This is a genomic window from Pseudomonas sp. AN-B15, from assembly GCF_019056475.1.
Taxonomy (GTDB): domain Bacteria; phylum Pseudomonadota; class Gammaproteobacteria; order Pseudomonadales; family Pseudomonadaceae; genus Aquipseudomonas; species Aquipseudomonas parakoreensis.
In genome coordinates, this window is record NZ_CP049737.1 from 1,027,491 (window position 1) to 1,047,778 (window position 20,288).

Annotated in this window: 24 protein-coding genes; 12 read left to right on the forward strand and 12 right to left on the reverse strand. The window is 61.1% G+C overall.

The window, feature by feature from the left end; genetic code table 11:
- The first annotated feature begins 19 nt into the window (after positions 1 to 19).
- Positions 20 to 1,123 carry an NADH:flavin oxidoreductase gene (locus GTQ41_RS04470; protein ID WP_047291742.1) on the forward strand — a complete coding sequence of 368 codons (1,104 nt, stop codon included), beginning with the start codon at positions 20 to 22 and terminating at the stop codon, positions 1,121 to 1,123.
- A gap of 134 nt (positions 1,124 to 1,257) precedes the next feature.
- On the opposite strand, the gene GTQ41_RS04475 is transcribed toward GTQ41_RS04470, so the two are convergent.
- Both GTQ41_RS04475 and cysZ read right to left on the reverse strand, forming a co-directional pair.
- Positions 1,258 to 2,457, reverse strand: a complete 1,200-nt coding sequence (locus GTQ41_RS04475) for a glycosyltransferase family 1 protein (RefSeq protein ID WP_047291745.1) — start codon at positions 2,455 to 2,457, stop codon at positions 1,258 to 1,260.
- Between the two features lie 54 nt (positions 2,458 to 2,511).
- Positions 2,512 to 3,264, reverse strand: coding sequence for a sulfate transporter CysZ (cysZ, locus tag GTQ41_RS04480; protein ID WP_047291747.1), 753 nt, complete (start codon positions 3,262 to 3,264; stop codon positions 2,512 to 2,514).
- A gap of 311 nt (positions 3,265 to 3,575) precedes the next feature.
- Between cysZ and trxB the strand changes: the two genes are divergently transcribed.
- Positions 3,576 to 4,538: a thioredoxin-disulfide reductase gene (trxB, locus tag GTQ41_RS04485; RefSeq protein WP_047291749.1), complete on the forward strand. Its 963-nt coding sequence runs from the start codon at positions 3,576 to 3,578 to the stop codon at positions 4,536 to 4,538.
- Positions 4,539 to 4,664: 126 nt separating this feature from the next.
- On the opposite strand, the gene GTQ41_RS04490 is transcribed toward trxB, so the two are convergent.
- The 6 genes from GTQ41_RS04490 to GTQ41_RS04515 all read right to left on the reverse strand — a co-directional run bounded on the left by GTQ41_RS04490 (position 4,665) and on the right by GTQ41_RS04515 (position 7,724).
- A complete protein-coding gene (locus tag GTQ41_RS04490; RefSeq protein WP_047291751.1) occupies positions 4,665 to 5,003 on the reverse strand; it encodes a HopJ type III effector protein in 339 nt (112 codons plus the stop codon).
- The gene (locus tag GTQ41_RS04495) at positions 4,996 to 5,292 is read right to left on the reverse strand and encodes a DUF1244 domain-containing protein (protein ID WP_047291754.1); all 297 of its coding nucleotides are present in this window, start codon (positions 5,290 to 5,292) and stop codon (positions 4,996 to 4,998) included. Before GTQ41_RS04495 ends, GTQ41_RS04490 begins: the two co-directional genes overlap by 8 nt.
- 68 nt (positions 5,293 to 5,360) lie before the next feature.
- A complete protein-coding gene (folX, locus tag GTQ41_RS04500; protein WP_041073935.1) occupies positions 5,361 to 5,732 on the reverse strand; it encodes a dihydroneopterin triphosphate 2'-epimerase in 372 nt (123 codons plus the stop codon).
- Positions 5,733 to 6,293: a GTP cyclohydrolase I FolE gene (gene folE / locus GTQ41_RS04505; RefSeq protein WP_047291757.1), complete on the reverse strand. Its 561-nt coding sequence runs from the start codon at positions 6,291 to 6,293 to the stop codon at positions 5,733 to 5,735.
- Positions 6,294 to 6,314: 21 nt separating this feature from the next.
- Positions 6,315 to 7,025, reverse strand: coding sequence for a dihydromonapterin reductase (gene folM / locus GTQ41_RS04510; RefSeq protein ID WP_047291759.1), 711 nt, complete (start codon positions 7,023 to 7,025; stop codon positions 6,315 to 6,317).
- A 129-nt stretch (positions 7,026 to 7,154) separates the two neighbouring features.
- On the reverse strand, positions 7,155 to 7,724 hold the full coding sequence (locus GTQ41_RS04515) for an antibiotic biosynthesis monooxygenase (protein WP_047291761.1): 570 nt from the start codon (positions 7,722 to 7,724) through the stop codon (positions 7,155 to 7,157).
- A gap of 212 nt (positions 7,725 to 7,936) precedes the next feature.
- Here GTQ41_RS04515 and GTQ41_RS04520 point away from each other — a divergent pair, with 212 nt between their 5' ends.
- Positions 7,937 to 8,896 carry a MerR family transcriptional regulator gene (locus tag GTQ41_RS04520; RefSeq protein ID WP_047291763.1) on the forward strand — a complete coding sequence of 320 codons (960 nt, stop codon included), beginning with the start codon at positions 7,937 to 7,939 and terminating at the stop codon, positions 8,894 to 8,896.
- Between the two features lie 3 nt (positions 8,897 to 8,899).
- Here GTQ41_RS04520 and GTQ41_RS04525 read toward each other — a convergent pair whose 3' ends face one another.
- Positions 8,900 to 9,505: a hypothetical protein gene (locus tag GTQ41_RS04525; RefSeq protein ID WP_025109427.1), complete on the reverse strand. Its 606-nt coding sequence runs from the start codon at positions 9,503 to 9,505 to the stop codon at positions 8,900 to 8,902.
- Between the two features lie 55 nt (positions 9,506 to 9,560).
- Positions 9,561 to 10,037 (reverse strand): PAS domain-containing protein, encoded by a 477-nt coding sequence (locus tag GTQ41_RS04530; RefSeq protein WP_047291764.1) that lies wholly within the window; start codon positions 10,035 to 10,037, stop codon positions 9,561 to 9,563.
- 152 nt (positions 10,038 to 10,189) lie between these two features.
- On the opposite strand from GTQ41_RS04530, the gene GTQ41_RS04535 reads away from it, so the two are divergent.
- Positions 10,190 to 10,645, forward strand: coding sequence for a flavodoxin (locus GTQ41_RS04535; protein WP_041073948.1), 456 nt, complete (start codon positions 10,190 to 10,192; stop codon positions 10,643 to 10,645).
- On the opposite strand, the gene GTQ41_RS04540 is transcribed toward GTQ41_RS04535, so the two are convergent.
- Entirely contained in the window at positions 10,635 to 11,522 is an 888-nt protein-coding gene (locus GTQ41_RS04540) for a LysR family transcriptional regulator (protein WP_047291766.1), read from the reverse strand. The genes GTQ41_RS04535 and GTQ41_RS04540 overlap by 11 nt on opposite strands.
- Before the next feature lie 94 nt (positions 11,523 to 11,616).
- Here GTQ41_RS04540 and GTQ41_RS04545 point away from each other — a divergent pair, with 94 nt between their 5' ends.
- The 5 genes from GTQ41_RS04545 (at position 11,617) to GTQ41_RS04565 (ending at position 15,607) form a co-directional block, all read left to right on the forward strand.
- Positions 11,617 to 12,003: a CidA/LrgA family protein gene (locus GTQ41_RS04545; protein ID WP_041073952.1), complete on the forward strand. Its 387-nt coding sequence runs from the start codon at positions 11,617 to 11,619 to the stop codon at positions 12,001 to 12,003.
- Complete coding sequence (locus GTQ41_RS04550) at positions 11,993 to 12,679, forward strand: LrgB family protein (RefSeq protein WP_047291768.1); 687 nt, start codon at positions 11,993 to 11,995, stop codon at positions 12,677 to 12,679. Before GTQ41_RS04545 ends, GTQ41_RS04550 begins: the two co-directional genes overlap by 11 nt.
- Positions 12,680 to 12,810: 131 nt before the next feature.
- The gene (locus GTQ41_RS04555; protein ID WP_047291770.1) at positions 12,811 to 13,593 is read left to right on the forward strand and encodes a class II aldolase/adducin family protein; all 783 of its coding nucleotides are present in this window, start codon (positions 12,811 to 12,813) and stop codon (positions 13,591 to 13,593) included.
- Positions 13,593 to 14,495 (forward strand): alpha/beta fold hydrolase, encoded by a 903-nt coding sequence (locus tag GTQ41_RS04560; RefSeq protein WP_047291773.1) that lies wholly within the window; start codon positions 13,593 to 13,595, stop codon positions 14,493 to 14,495. The genes GTQ41_RS04555 and GTQ41_RS04560 overlap by 1 nt, the downstream gene beginning before the upstream one ends.
- A 200-nt stretch (positions 14,496 to 14,695) precedes the next feature.
- Complete coding sequence (locus tag GTQ41_RS04565; protein WP_047291775.1) at positions 14,696 to 15,607, forward strand: SDR family oxidoreductase; 912 nt, start codon at positions 14,696 to 14,698, stop codon at positions 15,605 to 15,607.
- A 354-nt stretch (positions 15,608 to 15,961) separates the two neighbouring features.
- Here GTQ41_RS04565 and GTQ41_RS04570 read toward each other — a convergent pair whose 3' ends face one another.
- Positions 15,962 to 16,756, reverse strand: coding sequence for an IclR family transcriptional regulator (locus GTQ41_RS04570; RefSeq protein ID WP_047291777.1), 795 nt, complete (start codon positions 16,754 to 16,756; stop codon positions 15,962 to 15,964).
- Between the two features lie 165 nt (positions 16,757 to 16,921).
- Between GTQ41_RS04570 and hmgA the strand changes: the two genes are divergently transcribed.
- Genes hmgA through maiA form a run of 3 tightly spaced genes read left to right on the forward strand, consistent with a single transcriptional unit; the run spans position 16,922 to position 20,182 of the window.
- A complete protein-coding gene (gene hmgA, locus GTQ41_RS04575) occupies positions 16,922 to 18,226 on the forward strand; it encodes a homogentisate 1,2-dioxygenase (RefSeq protein ID WP_047291780.1) in 1,305 nt (434 codons plus the stop codon).
- A 3-nt stretch (positions 18,227 to 18,229) separates the two neighbouring features.
- Positions 18,230 to 19,534: a fumarylacetoacetase gene (fahA, locus tag GTQ41_RS04580; RefSeq protein WP_047291782.1), complete on the forward strand. Its 1,305-nt coding sequence runs from the start codon at positions 18,230 to 18,232 to the stop codon at positions 19,532 to 19,534.
- Between the two features lie 12 nt (positions 19,535 to 19,546).
- Positions 19,547 to 20,182 carry a maleylacetoacetate isomerase gene (maiA, locus tag GTQ41_RS04585; RefSeq protein WP_047291784.1) on the forward strand — a complete coding sequence of 212 codons (636 nt, stop codon included), beginning with the start codon at positions 19,547 to 19,549 and terminating at the stop codon, positions 20,180 to 20,182.
- Positions 20,183 to 20,288: the final 106 nt, after the last annotated feature.

Sequence of the window (20,288 nt, forward strand, 5' to 3'; positions counted from 1 at the left end):
TTCCCTGTGGAGCCTTCCAATGCCGGTGCAAGCCCTGTTCAAACCGTTCCACCTCGGTGCCCTCGAACTGCCGACCCGCGTGGTCATGGCGCCAATGACCCGCTCGTTTTCCCCGGGTGGCGTGCCCAACTCCAAAGTGATCGAGTACTACCGTCGCCGCGCCGCGGCCGGTGTCGGTCTGATCATCACCGAAGGCACCACGGTCGGTCACAAGGCCTCCAACGGTTATCCGAACGTGCCGCAGTTCTTCGGTGAAGCGCCACTGGCCGGCTGGAAAAAAGTGGTCGACGCGGTGCATGCCGAGGGCGGCAAGATTGTTCCGCAACTGTGGCATGTCGGCAGCGTGCGCCGTATCGGCACCGAGCCGGACGCCAGCGTGCCGGGTTACGGCCCGACGGAAAAGCTCAAGGACGGTCAGGTCGTGGTGCACGGCATGACCAAGCAGGACATTCAAGACGTGATCGCCGCATTCGCCCAAGCTGCCAAAGACGCCAAAAGCATCGGCATGGACGGCGTGGAAATCCATGGTGCCCACGGTTACCTGATCGACCAGTTCTTCTGGGAAGGCAGCAATCAGCGCAGCGACGAATACGGCGGCAGCCTGGCCAACCGCTCGCGTTTCGCCATCGAATTGATTCAAGCGGTGCGCGCCGCCGTCGGCGAAGGCTTCCCGATCATCTTCCGTTTCTCGCAGTGGAAGCAGCAGGATTACACCGCGCGTCTGGTACAAACGCCCGAGGCGCTGGGCGAATTCCTCAAGCCGCTGGCCGACGCCGGTGTGGATATTTTCCACTGCTCGACGCGGCGTTTCTGGGAGCCCGAGTTCGACGGTTCCGAGCTGAACCTGGCCGGCTGGACACGCAAGCTGACCGGCAAGCCGACCATTACCGTTGGCAGCGTCGGCCTGGACGGCGAGTTCCTGCAGTTCATGGTCAACACCGACAAGGTCGCACAACCGGCCAGTCTGGAAAAACTGCTGGAGCGTCTGAACAACGACGAGTTCGATCTGGTGGCGGTGGGCCGTGCGCTGCTGGTGGATCCGGACTGGGCGCTGAAAGTCCGTGAAGGGCGTGAGCAGGACATTCTGCCGTTCAGCCGTGAGGCGTTGATGACGCTGGTTTAAGCGGCGCTCAAACTGATGCTATCGCTGGCAAGCCAGCTCCCACAGGTATTGCGGGTGTTCACAAAAATTGTGTTCACCGCAGGCCCTTGTGGGAGCTGGCTTGCCAGCGATGGCGGCTCAAAATCAGCAAAGATCTAAGGCAATGTCTGCGCATTCGGCAACACCTGCTCCCGCAGACACGCCCCACGCAAATGCTTTTCAAATTGCTCGATGATCGCCGCCCACCCCTGGCGACTGGCATGCTGGCGCGCATTCAGGCGCACGCAGCGCAATCGCTCATCTTCTTCCAGCAGCCAAGCCGCCGCATCGCAAAACGCCTCTTCATCACCCGGCATCGCCAGCACACCGTTGTAGCCGTGGCGAATATGCTGCGCCGCCGCTGCCTGATCGTACGCCACCACCCCCAGACCTGAAGCCAGTGCTTCAAGCACCACATTGCCGAAGGTTTCGGTCATGCTCGGGAACAGAAAAATATCCCCCGAGGCATAGTGCGCCGCCAGCGCTTCGCCGCGCTGTGCACCACAGAAAATCGCCTCAGGCAGTTCCCTTTCCAGCGCAAGCCGTTGCGGTCCATCGCCGACCACAATCAGCTTCAGGTTTCGCTGTGGATAAGTGCTGCGGAGTTTATCGAAGCAGCGCTTGAGCAGGCCCAGGTTCTTCTCCGTGGCCAGACGTCCTACGTGAATCACCGCGATGTCCTGCTCGCTCAGGCCCCATTGCTCACGCAGATCGTTGAGGCGCCTGGCTGGGTGAAACAACTGGCTGTCCACGCCTCGGGAGAGCAGGGCGAGGCGGTCGAAGTGCCGGCGCTCCAGTTCCAGACGCTGACTGACGCTCGGCACCAGGGTCATTGCCGAGCGATTGTGGAACCAGCGCAGATAATGGGTCAGCAAGCGCGTCAGCAGACCCAGCCCGTACTGATGGGTGTACTGCTGGAAATTGGTATGAAAACCACTGACCACCGAGATCCCCAGGCGCCGCGCCGCCCGCAGCGCCGACAGGCCGAGTGGACCTTCTGTGGCGATGTACAGCACGTCCGGGCGATGACGCTGCCAGCGCCGCAGCAGCTTGTGCATCGACGACTGGCCCCACTGCAACCCCGGATAACCTGGCAACGGCCAGCCTCGGCACAACAGCAAGGCATCGTCATCGACGCGCTGCGGATCGCCCGCCTGGCGCGGTCGCACCAGTTCCACCTGATGCCCACGCGCGCGCAAGCCATCGCACAAGCGGCCAAGGGTATTGGCCACCCCGTTGATTTCCGGTGGGAAGGTTTCGCTGATCAGAGTGATATGCAGAGCTGTCGTCATGACCTCAGTGTCGGCTGAGGCCATGTCGTGCTTGTGACGTTCGGATGATGGATTTGTGACTGGCGGTCTGTGAGCGGCTCAGCGCTGTGCGACAAGGTTCTCCGCGCCGCGCTCACGTACCCAGAACAAGGTCGCGCCCGCAACAGCGGCCGGCATCATCAGAATATTCACCACCGGAATCAGCAGCACCAGATAGACGATCCCGCCAAAACTCATGCTCTGCCAGCGCTTCTGGCGCAGCCAGGCGAGCATCTCGTTCCAGCCCAGTTTGTGGTTGTCCGCCGGGTAGTCGATGTACTGGATCGCCATCATCCACACGCCGAACAGCAGCCACAGCGGCGCGGCGACGATATTGACCACCGGGATGAACGAGAGGATGAACAGGCCGATCGCCCGGGGCAGGAAGTAGCCGAGCTTGCGCATTTCCCGGGCCAGGGTGCGCGGAATCATCGCGATCAGTTCGCCCCAGCTGAAGGCCGGGAAATCATCGGTGCCGCGTACCACCACTTCGACCTTCTCCGCGAGGAAGCCGTTGAACGGCGCCGCGATCACGTTGGCGAGCATGGTGAAGGTGAAAAACACCATCAATGCCACCAGCACCACGAACAGCGGCCACAGGATGTAACTGAGAAAACTCAGCCAGTCGGGCAGCGACGGCATCAAGTTGTCGACCCACAGGCTGAACTGATGGCCGGCCAGATAGATCAATCCGACGAACAGCACCAGGTTGATCGCCAGTGGCAGCAGCACGAACAGGCGCAGGCCCGGGCTGAGAACCAGTTTGAGGCCTTCGCGCAGGTATTGCGGGCCGGACAGAACAGGGGCGGGCATAAGGTGCTCCGAGCAAGGGAAAACGCGCCGACCTTACCGACTTTGCAACCGGTGCGAAAGCGCGGCAGAGCGATCGACATTCACTGTAACAAAGACGTCGATCCGGTCGGAGTCTGCGCATAGAGACCACCTATGAGCTGGATTGTTAAACCGTATTTCCTTAATCTTGCCCCCCTCGATACGCTGCACCCAACTTTTTACAGGACTGTCGAGCTCATGCCTTCCCCAAGGTTATCCACAGTCCTTTTTTATTCCCGCCGGCAGTCCGGCGTTCCGCGCCAGTGTTTCGGCCCGGTCAACAGGAGCAGGTCATGTCTGAAGTCCGTCATTCGCGAGTGATTATTCTCGGTTCCGGCCCTGCCGGTTACAGCGCTGCGGTCTACGCCGCCCGTGCCAACCTCAAGCCACTGCTGATCACCGGCATGCAGGCTGGCGGTCAGCTGACCACCACCACTGAAGTCGATAACTGGCCGGGCGACGTGCACGGCTTGACCGGTCCGGCGCTGATGGAGCGCATGCGCGAGCACGCCGAGCGGTTTGAAACCGAGATCGTTTTCGATCACATCAACGCCGTGGACTTCGCCGTCAAGCCGTACACCCTGACTGGCGACAGCGCGACCTACACCTGCGACGCCCTGATTATCGCCACGGGTGCCAGCGCTCGTTACCTGGGCTTGCCGTCGGAAGAGGCGTTCATGGGCAAAGGTGTTTCCGCCTGCGCGACCTGCGACGGTTTCTTCTACCGCAACAAGCCAGTGGCTGTGGTCGGCGGCGGCAACACCGCAGTAGAGGAAGCACTGTACCTGGCCAACATCGCCAGCACCGTGACCCTGATCCACCGTCGCGAAACCTTCCGCGCCGAGAAGATCCTGATCGACAAGCTCAACGCCCGTGTGGCCGAAGGCAAGATCATCCTCAAGCTGAACGCCAACCTCGACGAAGTGCTGGGCGACAACATGGGTGTGACCGGTGCGCGCCTGAAAAACAACGATGGCAGCTTCGACGAAATCAAGGTCGACGGCGTGTTTATCGCCATCGGCCATACTCCGAACACTTCGCTGTTCGAAGGCCAGTTGACTCTCAAAGACGGATACCTGGTGGTGCAGGGCGGTCGTGATGGCAACGCCACTGCCACCAGCGTCGAAGGCATCTTCGCTGCCGGCGACGTCGCAGACCACGTTTACCGTCAGGCCATCACTTCGGCCGGTGCCGGCTGCATGGCGGCACTGGACACCGAGCGTTACCTGGACGGTCTGCAGAACGCTTCGTTCTAAGACCGCAGGCACAAAAAAACCGGCTTCGGCCGGTTTTTTTATGAGAGTCAAAAGATCGCAGCCTGCGGCAGCTCCTACAGGGATCAGTGTAGGAGCTGCCGCAGGCTGCGATCTTTTGATCTTGAATCAGCGGCGGGTCAGCGGCTGTGCTTCGAACTTCACACCGGCCAGACCGTGCTTGATCAGCGCACGGATATTGCCGTGGTCACTGCCTTCAGGCGTCGCCAGCACCGAGCGGTAATGCTCGCCGAATGCCAGCAGCGCTTCTTCATCGCTCAAGCCTTCCAGCAGTGCCAGACCCAGGGTCTTGCACGAACCTTCGTTCTGCCCGGCAGCGTTTTCCACGCCACCATTGTTGAACGCTTGCGGCTGGTAGTCATAACCGGCAGCGATGAAGGCCAGGGTATCGGCGAAAGCGTGTTTGCCGCTGTTGAGGCTGGCGCGCAGGGTGTTCAGATCACTCATACGGTTTTCCTTTGGCGAACGCCGCCTGTTGTTCGGCGCTGGCTTCTTGCTGGTATTGGGCTTTCCATTCGGCGTACGGCATGCCGTAAACCACTTCGCGGGCGTCATCGAGGCTGACCTCGATCTGACGGTCATCGGCGGCGGCCTTGTACCACTTGGACAGGCAGTTGCGGCAGAACCCGGCAAGGTTCATCAGGTCGATGTTCTGCACGTCCTTGCGGCTGTCCAGATGGGCGACCAGCCGGCGGAAGGCGGCGGCTTCGAGTTCGAGGCGTTGTTGCTCGGTCATGATGGGCTCTGTGCAGTCTATTCGTGGCGCGGATGATAAAAGTCTGGCGAGCAATGCGCCAGACGCGCTCAGCGGCTGGCCGCGAGGGTGATCGACACCGATTCGGCAAATCGCAGGGCATGCGGCTTGTCGACTTCGACTTCGGCGTAAAGCACGGCGGTATTGCTCATCACCAGATCCAGCAGCTCCTGGGTCAGGCGTTCGAGCAGTGCAAAGCGATTGCCCTCGACGTGGGCGATGATCGCCTTGGTGATGGTGCGGTAGTTCAGCGCGTGATCGATGTCGTTGTCGCGCACCGCTTCCTGCGCGGCGTACTGGATGGTCAGGTTGATCAGCACATCCTGTTTGTTGAGGATCTCGTCCTCGTTGATCCCGATAAAGGTGCGCAGGCGCAGATCCTTGACCCGGATGCGCGCCATTCCCGGTTGAAGTTGTGACATTTACTTGCTCCGTCCAATCAATTGCAGGAACTCCTGGCGAGTGTTGCTCGAGTCGCGAAAGGCGCCGAGCATGACCGAGGTGTTCATGGTCGAATTCTGTTTCTCGACACCGCGCATCATCATGCACATGTGCCGGGCCTCGATGACCACCGCGACGCCAGCGGCATCGGTGACCTGTTGCACTGCGTCGGCAATCTGCCGGGTAAGGTTTTCCTGAATCTGCAGGCGCCGGGCGAACATGTCCACCAGCCGCGCAATCTTCGACAGTCCCAACACCTTGCCGGTCGGAATATATGCCACATGGGCCTTGCCGATGAAGGGCAGCAGGTGATGTTCGCACAACGAGTAGAGCTCGATGTCGGCGACGATGATCATCTCATCGCTGTCAGAGGCAAACAGCGCGCCGTTGACGATCTCCTCCACACGCTGTTCATAGCCGTGACACAGGTATTGCATGGCCCTGGCCGCGCGCAGCGGAGTGTCGAGCAGGCCTTCGCGGTCGGGGTCTTCACCGAGGCCGATGAGGATCTCGCGGTAATTCTCGGGCAGGGTACGGCTCATGGGAGATCCTCGCGCAGCAACTTATTTGACGTGCCGTCCGCCGTTGACGGTCAGGGTCGTACCGGTGACATAGGGGTTGTCGAGCAGATAGCGCAGGCTCTGGTAGATCACTTCGCTGCCGGGTTCGATGCCCAGCGCGGATTTGGCCAGCGCCTTGGCGCGGTACGCCGCGTCGTCGTCGGGATTGAACAATAGCAGGGCTGGCGCGATGCCGTTGACCTTGATTGCCGGCGCATAGCGCGCGGCGAAGGACAGGGTCAGGCTGTCGAGCCCGGCCTTGCTGGCGCAATAGCCGATGTGTTTGCTGCTGCCCTTGCGCGTGACGTCGTCACTGATATGGATGATGTCGGCCGGTGTCGAGCGCTTGAGCAGGTCGGCGCAGTGCAGGTTGATCAGATACGGCGCGAGCAGGTGCACGTTGAGCATGCGTACGAAGGCTTCGGCTTCGTTGCCCGGGGTTTCCGCCAGCCATTCGGAGGCGTTGTGGACGATGGCGCGCAGGCGGTCGGTATGGGTTTTCAGTTCATCGATGAAGGCGAGAATGGCCGCTTCGCTGGAGAAGTCGGCGAACACTCCGATCGCGCCCAGATCCCGCAGCGCTTGCACGCCGGGACGTTCGCTGCGGTAGGTGAAAATGACCTGATGGCCGTCTTCAAGCAAACGCTGCGCGCAGTGCAGACCGACACGCTGGCCGGCACCGGTGATGAGAATCGGGGCGGAGGAATTGGTCATGCATGGCTCGCGTCGCGGTTGGAGCAAAAACTATAACAGCGACGCTGGCGAAAAGATCGTAGCCTTCGGCAGCTCCTACAGGGGCGCCTTCATCCGTAGGAGCTGACGAGTGCAACGAGGCTGCGATCTTTAGCGATTCTGCGTAGAGGGTGTTGCAGGCAAAGGTCGCGCCGGCACAGCGTTCAACCAGTTGGCCAGCAGCCGCGTCGACAGCGGAATAAAGAAATACACCATCAATGGCGTCAGGCACGCCGTGCTGATCAACACCCGCGGCAGCAGGCTCATGTCGCCGAGCAACGGCCCGAGAACAAAGTTGAACAGCAGCGATACCGGAAAGAACGCCAGCCAGATGGCCACGGCCTGTTTCCAGCGCGGTGGCCGCTGACCGGCCGCGCCGAACCAGCCTTCGATGCCGCTGACCCGATGTTCTTTGGGATGCGCGAACAGATCGCTGCCCCGCGCGAGCCACGCGGTACGCGAGACCGAGTGCTCCCAGGCATGCAGGGTCTGTTCGTCGACAAAGCGGAAAATGATCTGGAATTCGTTGTCACCGGGTGGCGGAGCGAGCACGCCGGAGCCCAGGTAACCGGGAAAGTCAGTGGCCAGTTGTTCGCCTTCGCGCAGCCAGGCAATCAGGTCCTGATAGCGTCCGTCGGCGACGCGACGCGCGACCATCAGTGTGACGGGGGAAGTAGACATTATGTATCTCCATGTTTCCGAGTGCGTCGCTTCGGGTAGAAGTTTCGCGATGCGCAGGCCCGGGGTAAGGGCCTGCGTTTTTCGACTAGCAAGGATTATTCCTGATTTTGCGCGCCGTTTCAGAGACTTTCGTCTCTATTGATGGGTTGAACCGATACAGGGCATCGGAGGTAGAATGGGATCCAAATCTACCGAGTGGATGCACCTGCACAATGGCTGTTATCACGGACGCTGACTCTGCTTTGCAGGCCTCTGTCGCATTTGAGCGCGAAGAGTTGTTCCCTATTCGTGAGGTGTCGCGCCTGACCGGCGTCAACCCGGTAACGCTGCGTGCATGGGAGCGTCGCTACGGTTTGATTCAGCCGACGCGCACCGAAAGCGGGCACCGGCTGTATTCGATGACCGAAATCGAGCGCGTGCGCAGCATCGTCGACTGGATCGACCGCGGCGTGGCGGTGAGCAAGGTCGGCAAGATCCTCGCCAAGACCGAGCCGCTGAAAGTGCTGGCGCATATCATTCCTGATGATCTGGTGCAGGCTGATTACGCGCAGTGGCAGCTACAGGTGCAGGTTGCAGTCAGCGCGTTCGATGACCGCGCGCTGGATCAGGTCTACAACCAGATTTTCTCTTCATATTCGCTGTCAGTGGTGTTCCAGGACATTCTCATGCCGTTGTGGCTGCAGATGTTGCAACGCCAGGATGCCTTTGGGCAGACCAGCGAGTGGCTGTTTTTCGACGGGTTCCTGAGGGCGCGGGTTCTGCAACGCATTGTCACGCTGCGCGGCACGCAACCGCGCAAGGTGATTGTCAGTGCGCTCGCCGGTCAGTGCCGTGAACTCGAGTTACTGGTTGCCGCGTTATTTCTCAGTGGCAATGATGCGGGGGTGCGAGTGCTGACCACTGGTCAGCCATTCGATGAATTGGCGTTGGTCTGCGAGCGGATCAAGCCACAGGCGCTGGTGCTGTTTTCCAATCACGCCCCCACCCCGGATTTGCCGCGCCGTCTGAATCGGCTGGCCTTGAGTCTCGACTGTCAGGTAATGCTCGCGGGCGACGCTGCCGATCTGGCACAGGATAGTCTGGCCGGATCGTCAATCGGTTGTCTGGGCAATGAAGGGGCGACGATGCGTCAGCGCATGACGCAGTTTCTCGCGGGGACGCTGGATACCTGAATATCAGGTGTGCAGGGCGGGGTGGGTCAGGCGGTGTTGTTGCAGGATGAACTGACGCAGGCGTTCGGTTTCATCGGCATCGGTCTGGCTCAGCTCGTAAGCGTAGAAGCCATGCTCGGTTTCGCGCTCGAAATTGCCGCGCAGGGAGATCCGCTCATAACCTGAAGGGCTGAACCACAGGGCGAAATGCTTGGGCGGCTTGGTCTTGTTGCGCATTTCCAGCAGCACGCCTTTGTGCGACACCTCGTGCACCCACATCATCCCCGGTTGGCCCTTGGCGTTTTCCAGCGCGACCGGCTCTTCGAGGGTCAGACGCCATGGGCGAACCATCGGCCCGTCTTCGTAAATGCTGGGTACGCCCAGACGCAGGTGCAACGCGTGAAATTCGTCTTCCACCAGGTGCAACGGGAAGGTCATCTGCTGATTTTCGAAGTTGGCCTGGATGGTCACTTGCTCATGAGCCGCCAGGCGCGTGAGCAGGTCACGGATCTGCGAGCCACCATTGACCAACAGGCTCGACGTCGCATCCCGCACATTGAGTTGCGGGTTGTGCTGCATGGTCTGGATGAAATCCAGCTCATCCTGGGTCAGGAGGGCGTCGCGTTGCATGGCCTGGCTCGAAAGAATTAGTTACAAAGTCATTGGTGATTGTAGTTACTGACACTTAGTTCGCCGTTTTGTTTGCGCCGTTCGTCGCTTTCAGGGCAGAGAGTTCGGCTTGCAAGGCGGCAACCTGTGCTTCCAGTTGCGCGACGCGTTGCTGCGCCTTGACCTGAACCGTGACGTCCTTCTGCACGCCGACGAAATAAGTCTGGCCATCATCGGCGTTTTGTACCGTCGATAGCGACAGTTCATTCCAGAAAGGCGTGCCGTCCTTGCGATAATTGCGCAATGTTTCGCGACACGCGCCACCAGCGCGCAGCACTTCGCGAATCCTTTCCAGACTTGCCTGATCGCGGTCGCCGGACTGCAGAAAACGGCAATCCTGGTAGAGAATTTCTTCGCTGCTATAACCGGTCAGGCGCTCGAAGGCCGGGTTTACGTAAATCAGGATGTTGTCCTGTTCGCCTTCCTTTTCTGCAACCACGATCCCGTCGTTCGAAGCGTTGATCACCATTTGCAGCAGACTGGCGTTGATCATCAATGAATCCTTTCAGTGTCGATATTGGCTGGCATTCTAGAAGTTCCAGCCAGTCTGTCTACTGGCCATCACGGCTATTCGGGCCTGGATCGCGGCTTTTACGTCGGACTGCTACTATCGCCGCTCTTTTTTTCAGCTTCAGGATCAGATTGATGAAAGTCGCCATCCTCTCCGGCTCGGTTTACGGCGCGGCCGAAGAAGTCGCCCGTCACGCGCAGAACCTGCTGAAAGACGCCGGTTTTGAAACCTTCTACAACTCGCGCGCCAGCCTGGCGGATATACAGGCGTTCGGCCCTGAAGCGATTCTCGCGGTGACCTCGACCACCGGCATGGGCGAGTTGCCGGATAACCTGCAGCCGCTCTATTTCAGCCTTCGCGATCAATTGCCGATGGCCTGGCGCGGTTTGCCCGGCGCGGTGATCGGTTTGGGCGATGCCAGTTACGGCGATACGTTCTGCGGTGGCGGCGAGCTGATGCGTGAGTTGTTCGCCGAGCTGGGCCTGCGCGAAGTACAGGAGATGCTGCGTCTGGACGCCAGCGAAAGCGTGACCCCGGAAACCGATGCCGAGCCTTGGCTGGCGCAGTTGATCGCCACGCTCAAGGGCTGATCGCGCGCTCGCGCAGAAGGGCCAGCCAGGCCTGCGCGGCTTTCGACAGGTAGGCGCCGCGACGCCAGATGAACGCGATATCCCAACGCAGATAATCTGGCGCGCGCAAGGTCAGGCGCACCACGCCCGGACGCTCCAGTGCCCGGGCGACCACGCTCGGCAACAGCACCACGCCTTGCCCGGCCGCCACCAGCGCCACGAGAAAATCCGCCTGGCCACTGCGCCCGCCTTCTTTCGGGGTAAAGCCCAATTGCTGGCACGCCTGCAATAGACGGTCATTGAGCACGAAGCTGCGCTGATACAGCAGGAACGGTGTTTCGGCCAACTCCTCCAGAGCAATTTCACCGCGCGCCGCCAGTGGATGATCCACCGGCAGCAACGCGTCGAGCTTCTCATCGCAGAACGGCTGAAAATCGAACTGCGGATCCTTGGGCTGCAAGCTGCCACCCAACTCCAGTTCTCCGCTGAGCACCGCCTGTTCCACGTTACGGCTGCCGCCCTCAAGCAATTGAATGCTGATGTTCGGATAGCGCCGTCGATATTCGGCGAACAACCCGGCGAACAACGCATCGCTGCCCAGCAGCGGCAGACCGAGGCGCAATTCGCCGCGCGCCAGTTGGCTCAGATCATCCAGTTCGCTGAGCAACTCCTGACGCAAGCGCAGCATGCCCTCGGCGTGTGACAGCACCACGCTGCCCGCAGCGGTCAGGTGTAACTGGGAGCCGAGCCGTTCGAGCAACGGCGTGCCGAGACTCTGCTCCAGTTGCGCGACTTGTTTGCTCACCGCCGACTGACTGACGTGCAGGGTTTTCGCCGCCTGGGTAAAGCCGCCTTGACGCATGACTTCGACAAAACTGCGCAGCTGTTTGAATTCCATTGTCCGATTCCGTTTTGGAATAGCCATGAGTCTAACAATTCGCTTCTGGGATGGCAGGCCGCTTCGTAAAATAAGCCCCTGTAAGGAGCCCATCATGAACGCTGCGTCCCTCACGTATGTTTCCCGTCTGATAGCAGAACTGGCCGTGTTGCTCGGTCTCTATCTGCTCGGCTGCCAGATCGCCGCGTGGCTGGCCTGGCCAATCCCCGGTGGCGTTATCGGCATGGCCCTGTTGCTGCTGGCGTTCGCGTTTGGCTGGGTCAAACCGGCGGCGCTGCAACTGGGTGCCGGCTTGCTGATGGCCGAGATGCTGCTGTTCTTTATTCCGGCACTGATGAGTCTGCTCGACTACGGCGCACTGCTGCGTGATGACGGTTGGCGGATTCTGCTGGTGATTGGCGCCAGCACCCTGATGGTGATGCTGGTGACGGCCTTTACCGTGGAGTTGGCTGTGCGCCTGAGGCGGTCTCATGAAGCTTGAATGGATGCCGATGTTCTGGCTCGCTTTCACTCTGTTGGCGTATCTGTTCAGTCGCTGGATTTATCGACGCACCGGGCGTTATCTGCTGTCGCCGCTGATTCTGGTGCCGGCGCTGCTGCTGGCGCTCGCCATACCGTTGCACACGGCCTATGCCGAATACGCCAGCAACACCCATTGGCTGATGCTGGTGCTCGGGCCGGTGACGGTCGCTTTCGCGGTGCCGATCTGGCAGCAGCGACGTCTGCTGGTGCGGCACTGGTCAGCGCTGTTGCTGGGCATGCTCGCCGGCAGCGCGGCATCGATCGCTACCTCGTTTGGCCTGGCCAGGGCGCTGGCGCTGGATATCTCAGTCACGATGTCGCTGGTGCCGCGTTCGATCACCACGCCGTTCGCCATGCCGCTGGCGCAGGATCTGGGTGGCGTGCCGGAACTGACGGCCGTGTTCGTGATGTTCACCGGTGTGTTCGGTGCGATGCTCGGCGGCGTGCTGCTCAAGTGGCTGCCGCTACGCAGTGCCTTGGCGCGCGGTGCATTGTTTGGGGTTGGCGCGCACGGTGCCGGCGTCAGTCGGGCGCATGAAGTGGGCGGTGAAGAGGGCTCGGTGGCCGGGCTGGTGATGGTGCTGACGGGACTGCTCAATCTGTTCGCCGCGCCTTTGTTGGCGTCGTTGCTTTGACATGGATCCAAGCTGTTTGCATGGCTGACCCGCTCAGTCATCAAGCTGGCTGGCAATGCAACTACGTGAGCCCCGGGAGCTGACTAGACTGCTGACACGTGCCAAACAATAAGAACGCAGAGGTGCATACAGTGAGCGTAGCCCCCGTCCAGTCGCCCGTTAATGTCAAAGACCAGGTCAGTGCTGCGGAGTGGCAGACCCGGGTCGATCTCGCCGCCTGTTATCGACTGGTCGCCCTGCATGGCTGGGACGACCTGATCTTTACCCACATTTCCGCCAAGGTCCCGGGCACCGAAGACTTCCTGATCAATCCGTTCGGCTTGATGTTTCATGAGATCACCGCCTCAAGCCTGGTCAAAGTCGATCAGGCCGGCAACAAGCTCATGGACAGTCCCTACGACATCAACCCCGCTGGTTACACCATCCACAGCGCCGTGCACGAAGTGCGGCATGACGTGGTGTGTGTACTGCACACGCACACCGCGTCCGGCGTGGCCGTTTCAGCGCAGAAACAGGGCGTGTTGCCGATCAGCCAGCAGTCGCTGTTCGTGTTGTCGAGCCTGGCCTATCACGGCTACGAAGGCGTGGCGCTGAATCACGAAGAGAAAGCGCGCTTGCAGGCCGACCTGGGCGAGAACAATTTCCTGATGCTGCACAACCACGGTCTGCTGACCTGTGGCGGCACCATCGCCGACACTTTTCTGATGATGTTCACCTTCCAGCGCGCCTGCGATATCCAGGTCATGGCGCAGACCGGCGGTACTGAACTGATCGCCATCGAACCGCAAATTCTGGCGGGCGCCAAGGCGATGATCGCCGGCGTGACCAAAAGCGCTCAAGGCATGGGCGGCGCGCTGGCCTGGCCGGCGTTGCTGCGCAAACTCGATAAACAAGACCCCGGATATAAACTCTGATGCCTCTTGCCGAGATTCCTCTGTGTGTCTGGCGCAAACGCAGCCGGACGTTTGTCTTTCGCGGCCAGTCGATCCGTTACTGGACGGCGGGGCAGGGTGAGCCGCTGTTGCTGATCCATGGCTTTCCAACGGCCAGTTGGGACTGGCACTACTTGTGGCAGCCGCTGGCCCAGCGCTATCGGGTGATCGCCTGTGACATGCTCGGTTTCGGTGATTCGGCCAAACCGTTGAGTCACAGCTACAGCCTGCTGGAACAGGCCGATTTGCAACAGGCACTGCTGGCCCATCTGCAGGTCGAGCAACCCCTGCATATTCTGGCTCACGATTACGGCGACAGCGTCGCCCAGGAACTGCTCGCGCGGCATTACGAAAACCGGCTCGCCGTCGCCAGTTGCGTGTTCCTCAACGGCGGGCTGTTCCCGGAAACCCATCGCCCGGTGTTGATGCAAAAGCTGTTGCTCAGCCCTTTGGGCTGGATGATTGGCCGGGCCTTCAGCCGTGATGCGTTGGTGAAAAGCTTTCGGCAGATTTTCGGTCCGCAGACCGGCCCCAGCGAAAGTGAGCTGGATGATTTCTGGAGCCTGATCGAGACCCATCGCGGTCCGCGCATCCTGCACAAACTGATTGGCTACATCCCCGAGCGCCGGGCGCAGCGCGACCGCTGGGTAGCGGCCATGCAGCGTGATGACATCCCGTTGCGGGTGATTGATGGCGAAGTCGATCCGGTCTCCGGTGCGCACATGGTCGAGCGTTACCGCCAGTTGATCGCGGGCGCCGACACGGTGTTGTTGCCGGGCATCGGCCACTATCCACAGATCGAGGCGCCGGTGCAGGTGCTCAAACATTATCTGGCGTTTCGTGACCGCCTGGCGTTGCCGCCGCGCAAGGTGGCGTGCTCCTGAGAGATCAAAAGATCGCAGCCTGCGGCAACTCCTGCACAAATTAATGCAGGCGCTGCCGCAGGCTGCGATCTTTTGATCTTTTGACGCCCTCATCATCCCCCACCCTTATCGCGCACCATTCAGCCTCAGCCGTATTTGTTGTGACCCAAAGCCCTGTGCCTGACACTCGGACTCAATACTGGCCTGCTGGAGTTCCTGCGATGAATGAGTCCGTACGTTTCGAAGATAAAGTCGTGATCGTCACCGGCGCCGGTGGTGGCCTGGGCCGGGCGCATGCTTTGCTGTTCGCGCGGCACGGCGCCAGAGTGCTGGTCAACGACCTCGGCGGCTCGACCCAGGGTGAGGGCGCCAACGCCTCCGCCGCCGACCGTGTGGTGGCGGAAATTCGCGAAGCCGGCGGCATTGCCGAGGCCAACCACGACTCGGTCACCGACGGCGACAAACTGGTGCAGAACGCCCTCGACGCCTTTGGCCGTGTCGACGTGGTGGTGAACAACGCCGGGATCCTGCGCGACAAGACCTTTCACAAGATGGACGACGCCGACTGGGATCTGGTCTATCGCGTTCACGTCGAAGGCGCTTACAAAGTGACCCGCGCCGCCTGGCCGCACCTGCGCGAGCAGAACTATGGCCGGGTGATCTTCACGGCATCGACCTCAGGCATCTACGGCAACTTCGGTCAGTCCAATTACGGCATGGCCAAACTCGGCCTGTACGGGTTGACCCGGACGCTGGCCATCGAAGGGCGCAAGAACAACATTCTGGTCAACGCCATCGCGCCCACTGGCGGCACACGCATGACCGAGGGGCTGATCCCGCCGCAAGTGTTCGAACAGCTGAAACCGGAACTGGTCAGCCCGCTGGTGGTGTACCTGACCAGTGAACAGTGCCAGGAAACGTCCGGTCTGTTTGAAGTCGGTGGTGGCTGGATGGGCAAGGTGCGCTGGGAGCGCAGCCTCGGCGCCGGGTTCGATCCACGCAGCGGTTTCTCTCCGGAAGACGTCGCGGCGCATTGGCAGCAGATCTGCGATTTCGAAGGGGCGGCGCATCCCAAGGACAACATTGAAGCGCTGAAGGAAATGATGGCGAATCTGCAGAAGTATTCACTGTGACATCTGCCATGACCGTCAAGCGACCTGTCCCGCCGGCATAAATACCGCCCATAAAAAAGGCCGCTGCAAACGCAGCGGCCAAGGTAAGACGTTGGATCAAGGAGCTACAAATCAACGTCAGTGAACACCGGGGCGATCAATCGAAGCATCGACTCATCTGAAATCGGTCAGCGCTGGCGCGAGTTGCTCGGCAGCCAAGGCCGGGGCTTTGCGGCGTGTGCCGTGAAAGCCCGCTCAGAATAAGCACTTGAGATCGAAGGAAACAGAGCGATTCCGGACATGCACTGTTACGGGGCATGCAACAGTCGTGTCCGGCTACGCTATTGGGTCACTGAAGGGATTGTGGCTGTTGTTTCAAGGGCGCAGGTCGTCGGCCTGATAGCCCATGCGCCAACTGACGGCGCGTGCCGCCGCCAGCAATCGCCGGGCGGCCGGGCCGTTTTCATCGGCGTGGAACAATGAAGTCGGGCCGACAATCGTCAGTACCGCTGCGATCTGCCCGACGGCGTTGAACACTGGCGCCGACAACGCATCCACGCCCGGCATCAACAAACCGTGCACATGATGCAGACCGCGTTCACGGATCTGTTCACACAGGCTGACGTAGTTTTTTTCATCGGCCAGCGGATGGTCGGCGATGGCGGTTTCCAGTACGCGCAGTTCATCGGTTTCGCGATGCGGCAGATAGGCACTGAACACCAAGCCAGTGGATGAACTGAGCAGCGGTAATACCGAACCCAATTGCGTGACCACCGTCACCGCGCGCACCGCCGGCTCGATGTGCACCACGGTCGCGCCCTGATTGCCCCACACCGCCAGAAAGCAGGTTTCATTCAGTTCATCACGCAACTCCGACAGCGGCAGGGCGGCGACTTTCAGCACGTCCATACTGTTCAGGGCTGCCAGGCCCACGCGCAACGCTTCACGGCCGAGTCCGTAATGGTTGGTGGCGGCGTTCTGCTCGGCGAAACCACTGGCGATCAGGGCCTGAAGATAACGGTGCACCTTGCTCGCCGGCATCTGCACATGTTCGGCCAGCCGCGACAACGAGGTGGAGGGCGACAACTCGGCCAACGCCTTGAGGATGTCGGTGCCGACCTCGGCGGAGCGGACTTTCTGTTTGCCGTTGCTGTCGCTGGTTTTTTCCATGGTGCGGCCGGGATCCGAAAACGAATGGGCGTCTTTATAGCTTGACGCTGGTTAGCGAGCAAATTACGTTATGCGTAATCGAATTACGATAATAACAACCCCGGCGTGCGCAAAGCTCTGAGCCAGAGCGATGGGCCACTGCCGACTCCCTGTTCAGGAGGCTCCATGAACCTCGATTCAAACGCGTCGGCGCTGGCGTACCAGTCCGGTTTCGGCAACGAATTTTGCAGTGAAGCGTTGCCCGGCGCCTTGCCCATCGGCCAGAACTCCCCGCAAAAAGCGCCCTACGGCCTCTACACCGAATTGCTCTCCGGCACGGCGTTCACCATGACCCGCAGTGAAGCGCGGCGTACGTGGCTGTACCGGATTCAACCGTCGGCCAATCACCCGGCGTTCGTCAAACTGGAGCGGCAACTGGCCGGCGGCCCGCTGGGTGATATAACCCCGAATCGTCTGCGCTGGAATCCACTGCAGATGCCCGCCGAGCCAACCGACTTCATCGACGGCCTGGTCGGCATGGTCGCCAACTCGGCAGCGGAAAAACCGGCCGGCATCAGCATCTATAACTACGCCGCCAACCGCTCGATGGAGCGGGTGTTCTACAACGCCGACGGCGAACTGCTGCTGGTGCCGCAACTCGGGCGACTGCGCATTGCCACCGAACTCGGTGTGCTTGAAGTCGCGCCGCTGGAAATTGCTGTGCTGCCACGCGGTCTGAAATTCCGCGTCGAACTGCTTGATCCGCAGGCGCGCGGCTACGTTGCCGAGAACCACGGCGCGCCGCTGCGCCTGCCGGACCTGGGGCCGATCGGCAGCAACGGTCTGGCCAATCCACGGGACTTCCTCGCGCCGGTCGCTGCCTACGAAAACCTGCAGCAGCCGACGACGCTGGTGCAGAAATTCCTTGGCCAGTTGTGGGGCACCCAACTCGATCATTCGCCGCTGAACGTGGTCGCCTGGCACGGCAACAACGTGCCGTACAAATACGATCTGCGCCGTTTCAACACCATTGGCACCGTGAGTTTCGATCATCCTGACCCATCGATTTTCACCGTGCTGACCTCGCCGACCAGCGTGCATGGCATGGCCAACCTCGACTTCGTGATCTTCCCGCCACGCTGGATGGTCGCCGAGAACACCTTCCGTCCACCGTGGTTCCATCGCAACCTGATGAACGAGTTCATGGGCCTGATCCACGGCGAATACGACGCCAAGGCTGAAGGCTTCGTGCCCGGCGGTGCCTCGCTGCACAGCTGCATGAGTGCCCACGGCCCGGACGGCGAAACCTGCACCAAAGCGATCAACGCCGAACTCAAACCAGCGAAGATCGACAACACCATGGCCTTCATGTTCGAGACCAGTCAGGTGCTGCGCCCAAGCCGTTTCGCCCTCGACTGCCCGCAACTGCAATCCAATTACGACGCCTGCTGGGCCACGCTGCCCGCCACGTTCGACCCGACCCGGAGATAACCCATGACGCAGAATTCCATCACCCGCAGCTGGGTCGCTTCGGCCAACGGCCACGCGGATTTCCCGTTGCAGAACCTGCCGCTGGGCGTATTCAGCATCAACGGCTCGGCGCCGCGCGCGGGCGTGGCGATTGGCGAACACATTTTCGATCTGCAAGTGGCGCTTGAAGCCGGTCTGTTTGACGGCGCCGCGCGCAGTGCGGTCGAGGCCATGCACGGCGGCCTGTTGAACGCCTTCTTCGACCTCGGTCGCGAAGCCCGTGTCGCCTTGCGTACGCGCTTGCTGGAACTGTTCAGCGAGGGCAGCAGCCATCGCGGCGCCATCGAAGCCCAAGGCGCAAAACTGCTGCCCTTGGCTGCCGATTGCCAGATGCACCTGCCGGCCCGCATCAGCGATTACACCGACTTCTACGTCGGCATCGAACACGCGCAGAACGTCGGCAAACTGTTCCGCCCGGACAACCCGTTGTTGCCGAACTACAAGCACGTGCCGATCGGTTATCACGGTCGCGCCTCCACCGTGCGCGCCTCCGGTACCGACGTGCGCCGCCCGAAAGGCCAGACCCTGCCAGCCGGTGCCAGCGAGCCGACCTTCGGTCCTTGCGCCCGTCTGGACTATGAGCTGGAACTGGGCATCTGGATCGGTCAGGGCAACGAGATGGGCGAGTCGATTGCCATTGGTGACGCGGCTGATCACATTGCCGGTTTCTGCCTGCTCAACGACTGGTCGGCCCGCGATATCCAGGCCTGGGAATACCAGCCGCTGGGCCCGTTCCTGTCCAAGAGTTTCATCACCAGCGTCTCACCGTGGGTGGTGACGGCCGAAGCGCTGGAGCCTTTCCGCACGGCACAACCGGCGCGCCCTGAAGGTGATCCGCAGCCGCTGCCTTACCTGTTCGACAAGCGCGATCAGGAGGGCGGTGCCTTTGACATCGAACTGGAAGTGCTGCTGCTCACCGAAGCCATGCGCGAGCAGAATCTGCCGGCTCATCGCCTGACCCTGAGCAACACGCGCTACATGTACTGGACCGTCGCACAAATGGTCGCGCATCACAGCGTCAACGGCTGCCAGTTGCAGGCCGGCGACCTGTTCGGTTCGGGCACTTTGTCCGGTCCGCAAAGCGGTCAGTTCGGCAGCCTGCTGGAAATCACCGAGGGCGGTAAAAAGCCGATCGAACTGGCTTCCGGCGAAGTGCGCAAATTCCTCGAAGACGGTGATGAAATCATCCTGCGCGCCCGTTGCGCCCGGGACGGTTTTGCCTCGATCGGCTTCGGCGAATGCCGCGGCACAGTGCTGGCGGCGCGCTGACAGGAGCGGCTCATGGATCTCTACACCTATTACCGTTCCACCTCGTCGTACCGGGTGCGTATCGCTCTGGCGCTGAAGGGGCTCGACTACAACGCGCTGCCGGTCAACCTGATTGCGCCGTCCGGGGGCGAGCATCGGCAGGCGGCGTATCTGGCGATCAATCCGCAGGGCCGGGTGCCGGCTTTGCGTACGGATGACGGCGAGTTGCTGATTCAGTCGCCAGCGATCATCGAGTACCTGGAAGAGCGTTATCCACAGCAGCCGCTGCTGCCGGAAGACCTCGCCGCCCGCGCCCATGTGCGTGGCGTCGCGGCGGTGATTGGCTGCGACGTGCATCCGCTGCACAACGTCAGCGTGCTCAATCGTCTGCGCCAGCTGGGCCACGAAGAGCCGCAGGTGGTGGAGTGGATTGCGCACTGGATCAGTCAGGGGCTGGCGACCGTCGAGCAGTTGATCGGCGACAGCGGTTTCTGTTTCGGCGAGTGGCCGTGTGTGGCGGACGTGTACCTGATTCCACAGTTGTACGCGGCGGAGCGCTTCGGTGTTTCGCTGGAGGCTTATCCACGGATTTGTCGCGTAGCCGCGTTGGCGGCCGAGCATCCGGCGTTCATCAAGGCGCATCCGGCCAACCAGCCCGATACACCGTAAGACCCTGTGGGCGCGAGCCCGCTCGCGAAGAGGTCGTATCAGCAGACATTCTTTTAGCTGGCACACCGCTTTCGCGAGCAGGCTCGCTCCCACAGGAGGTCCGTGT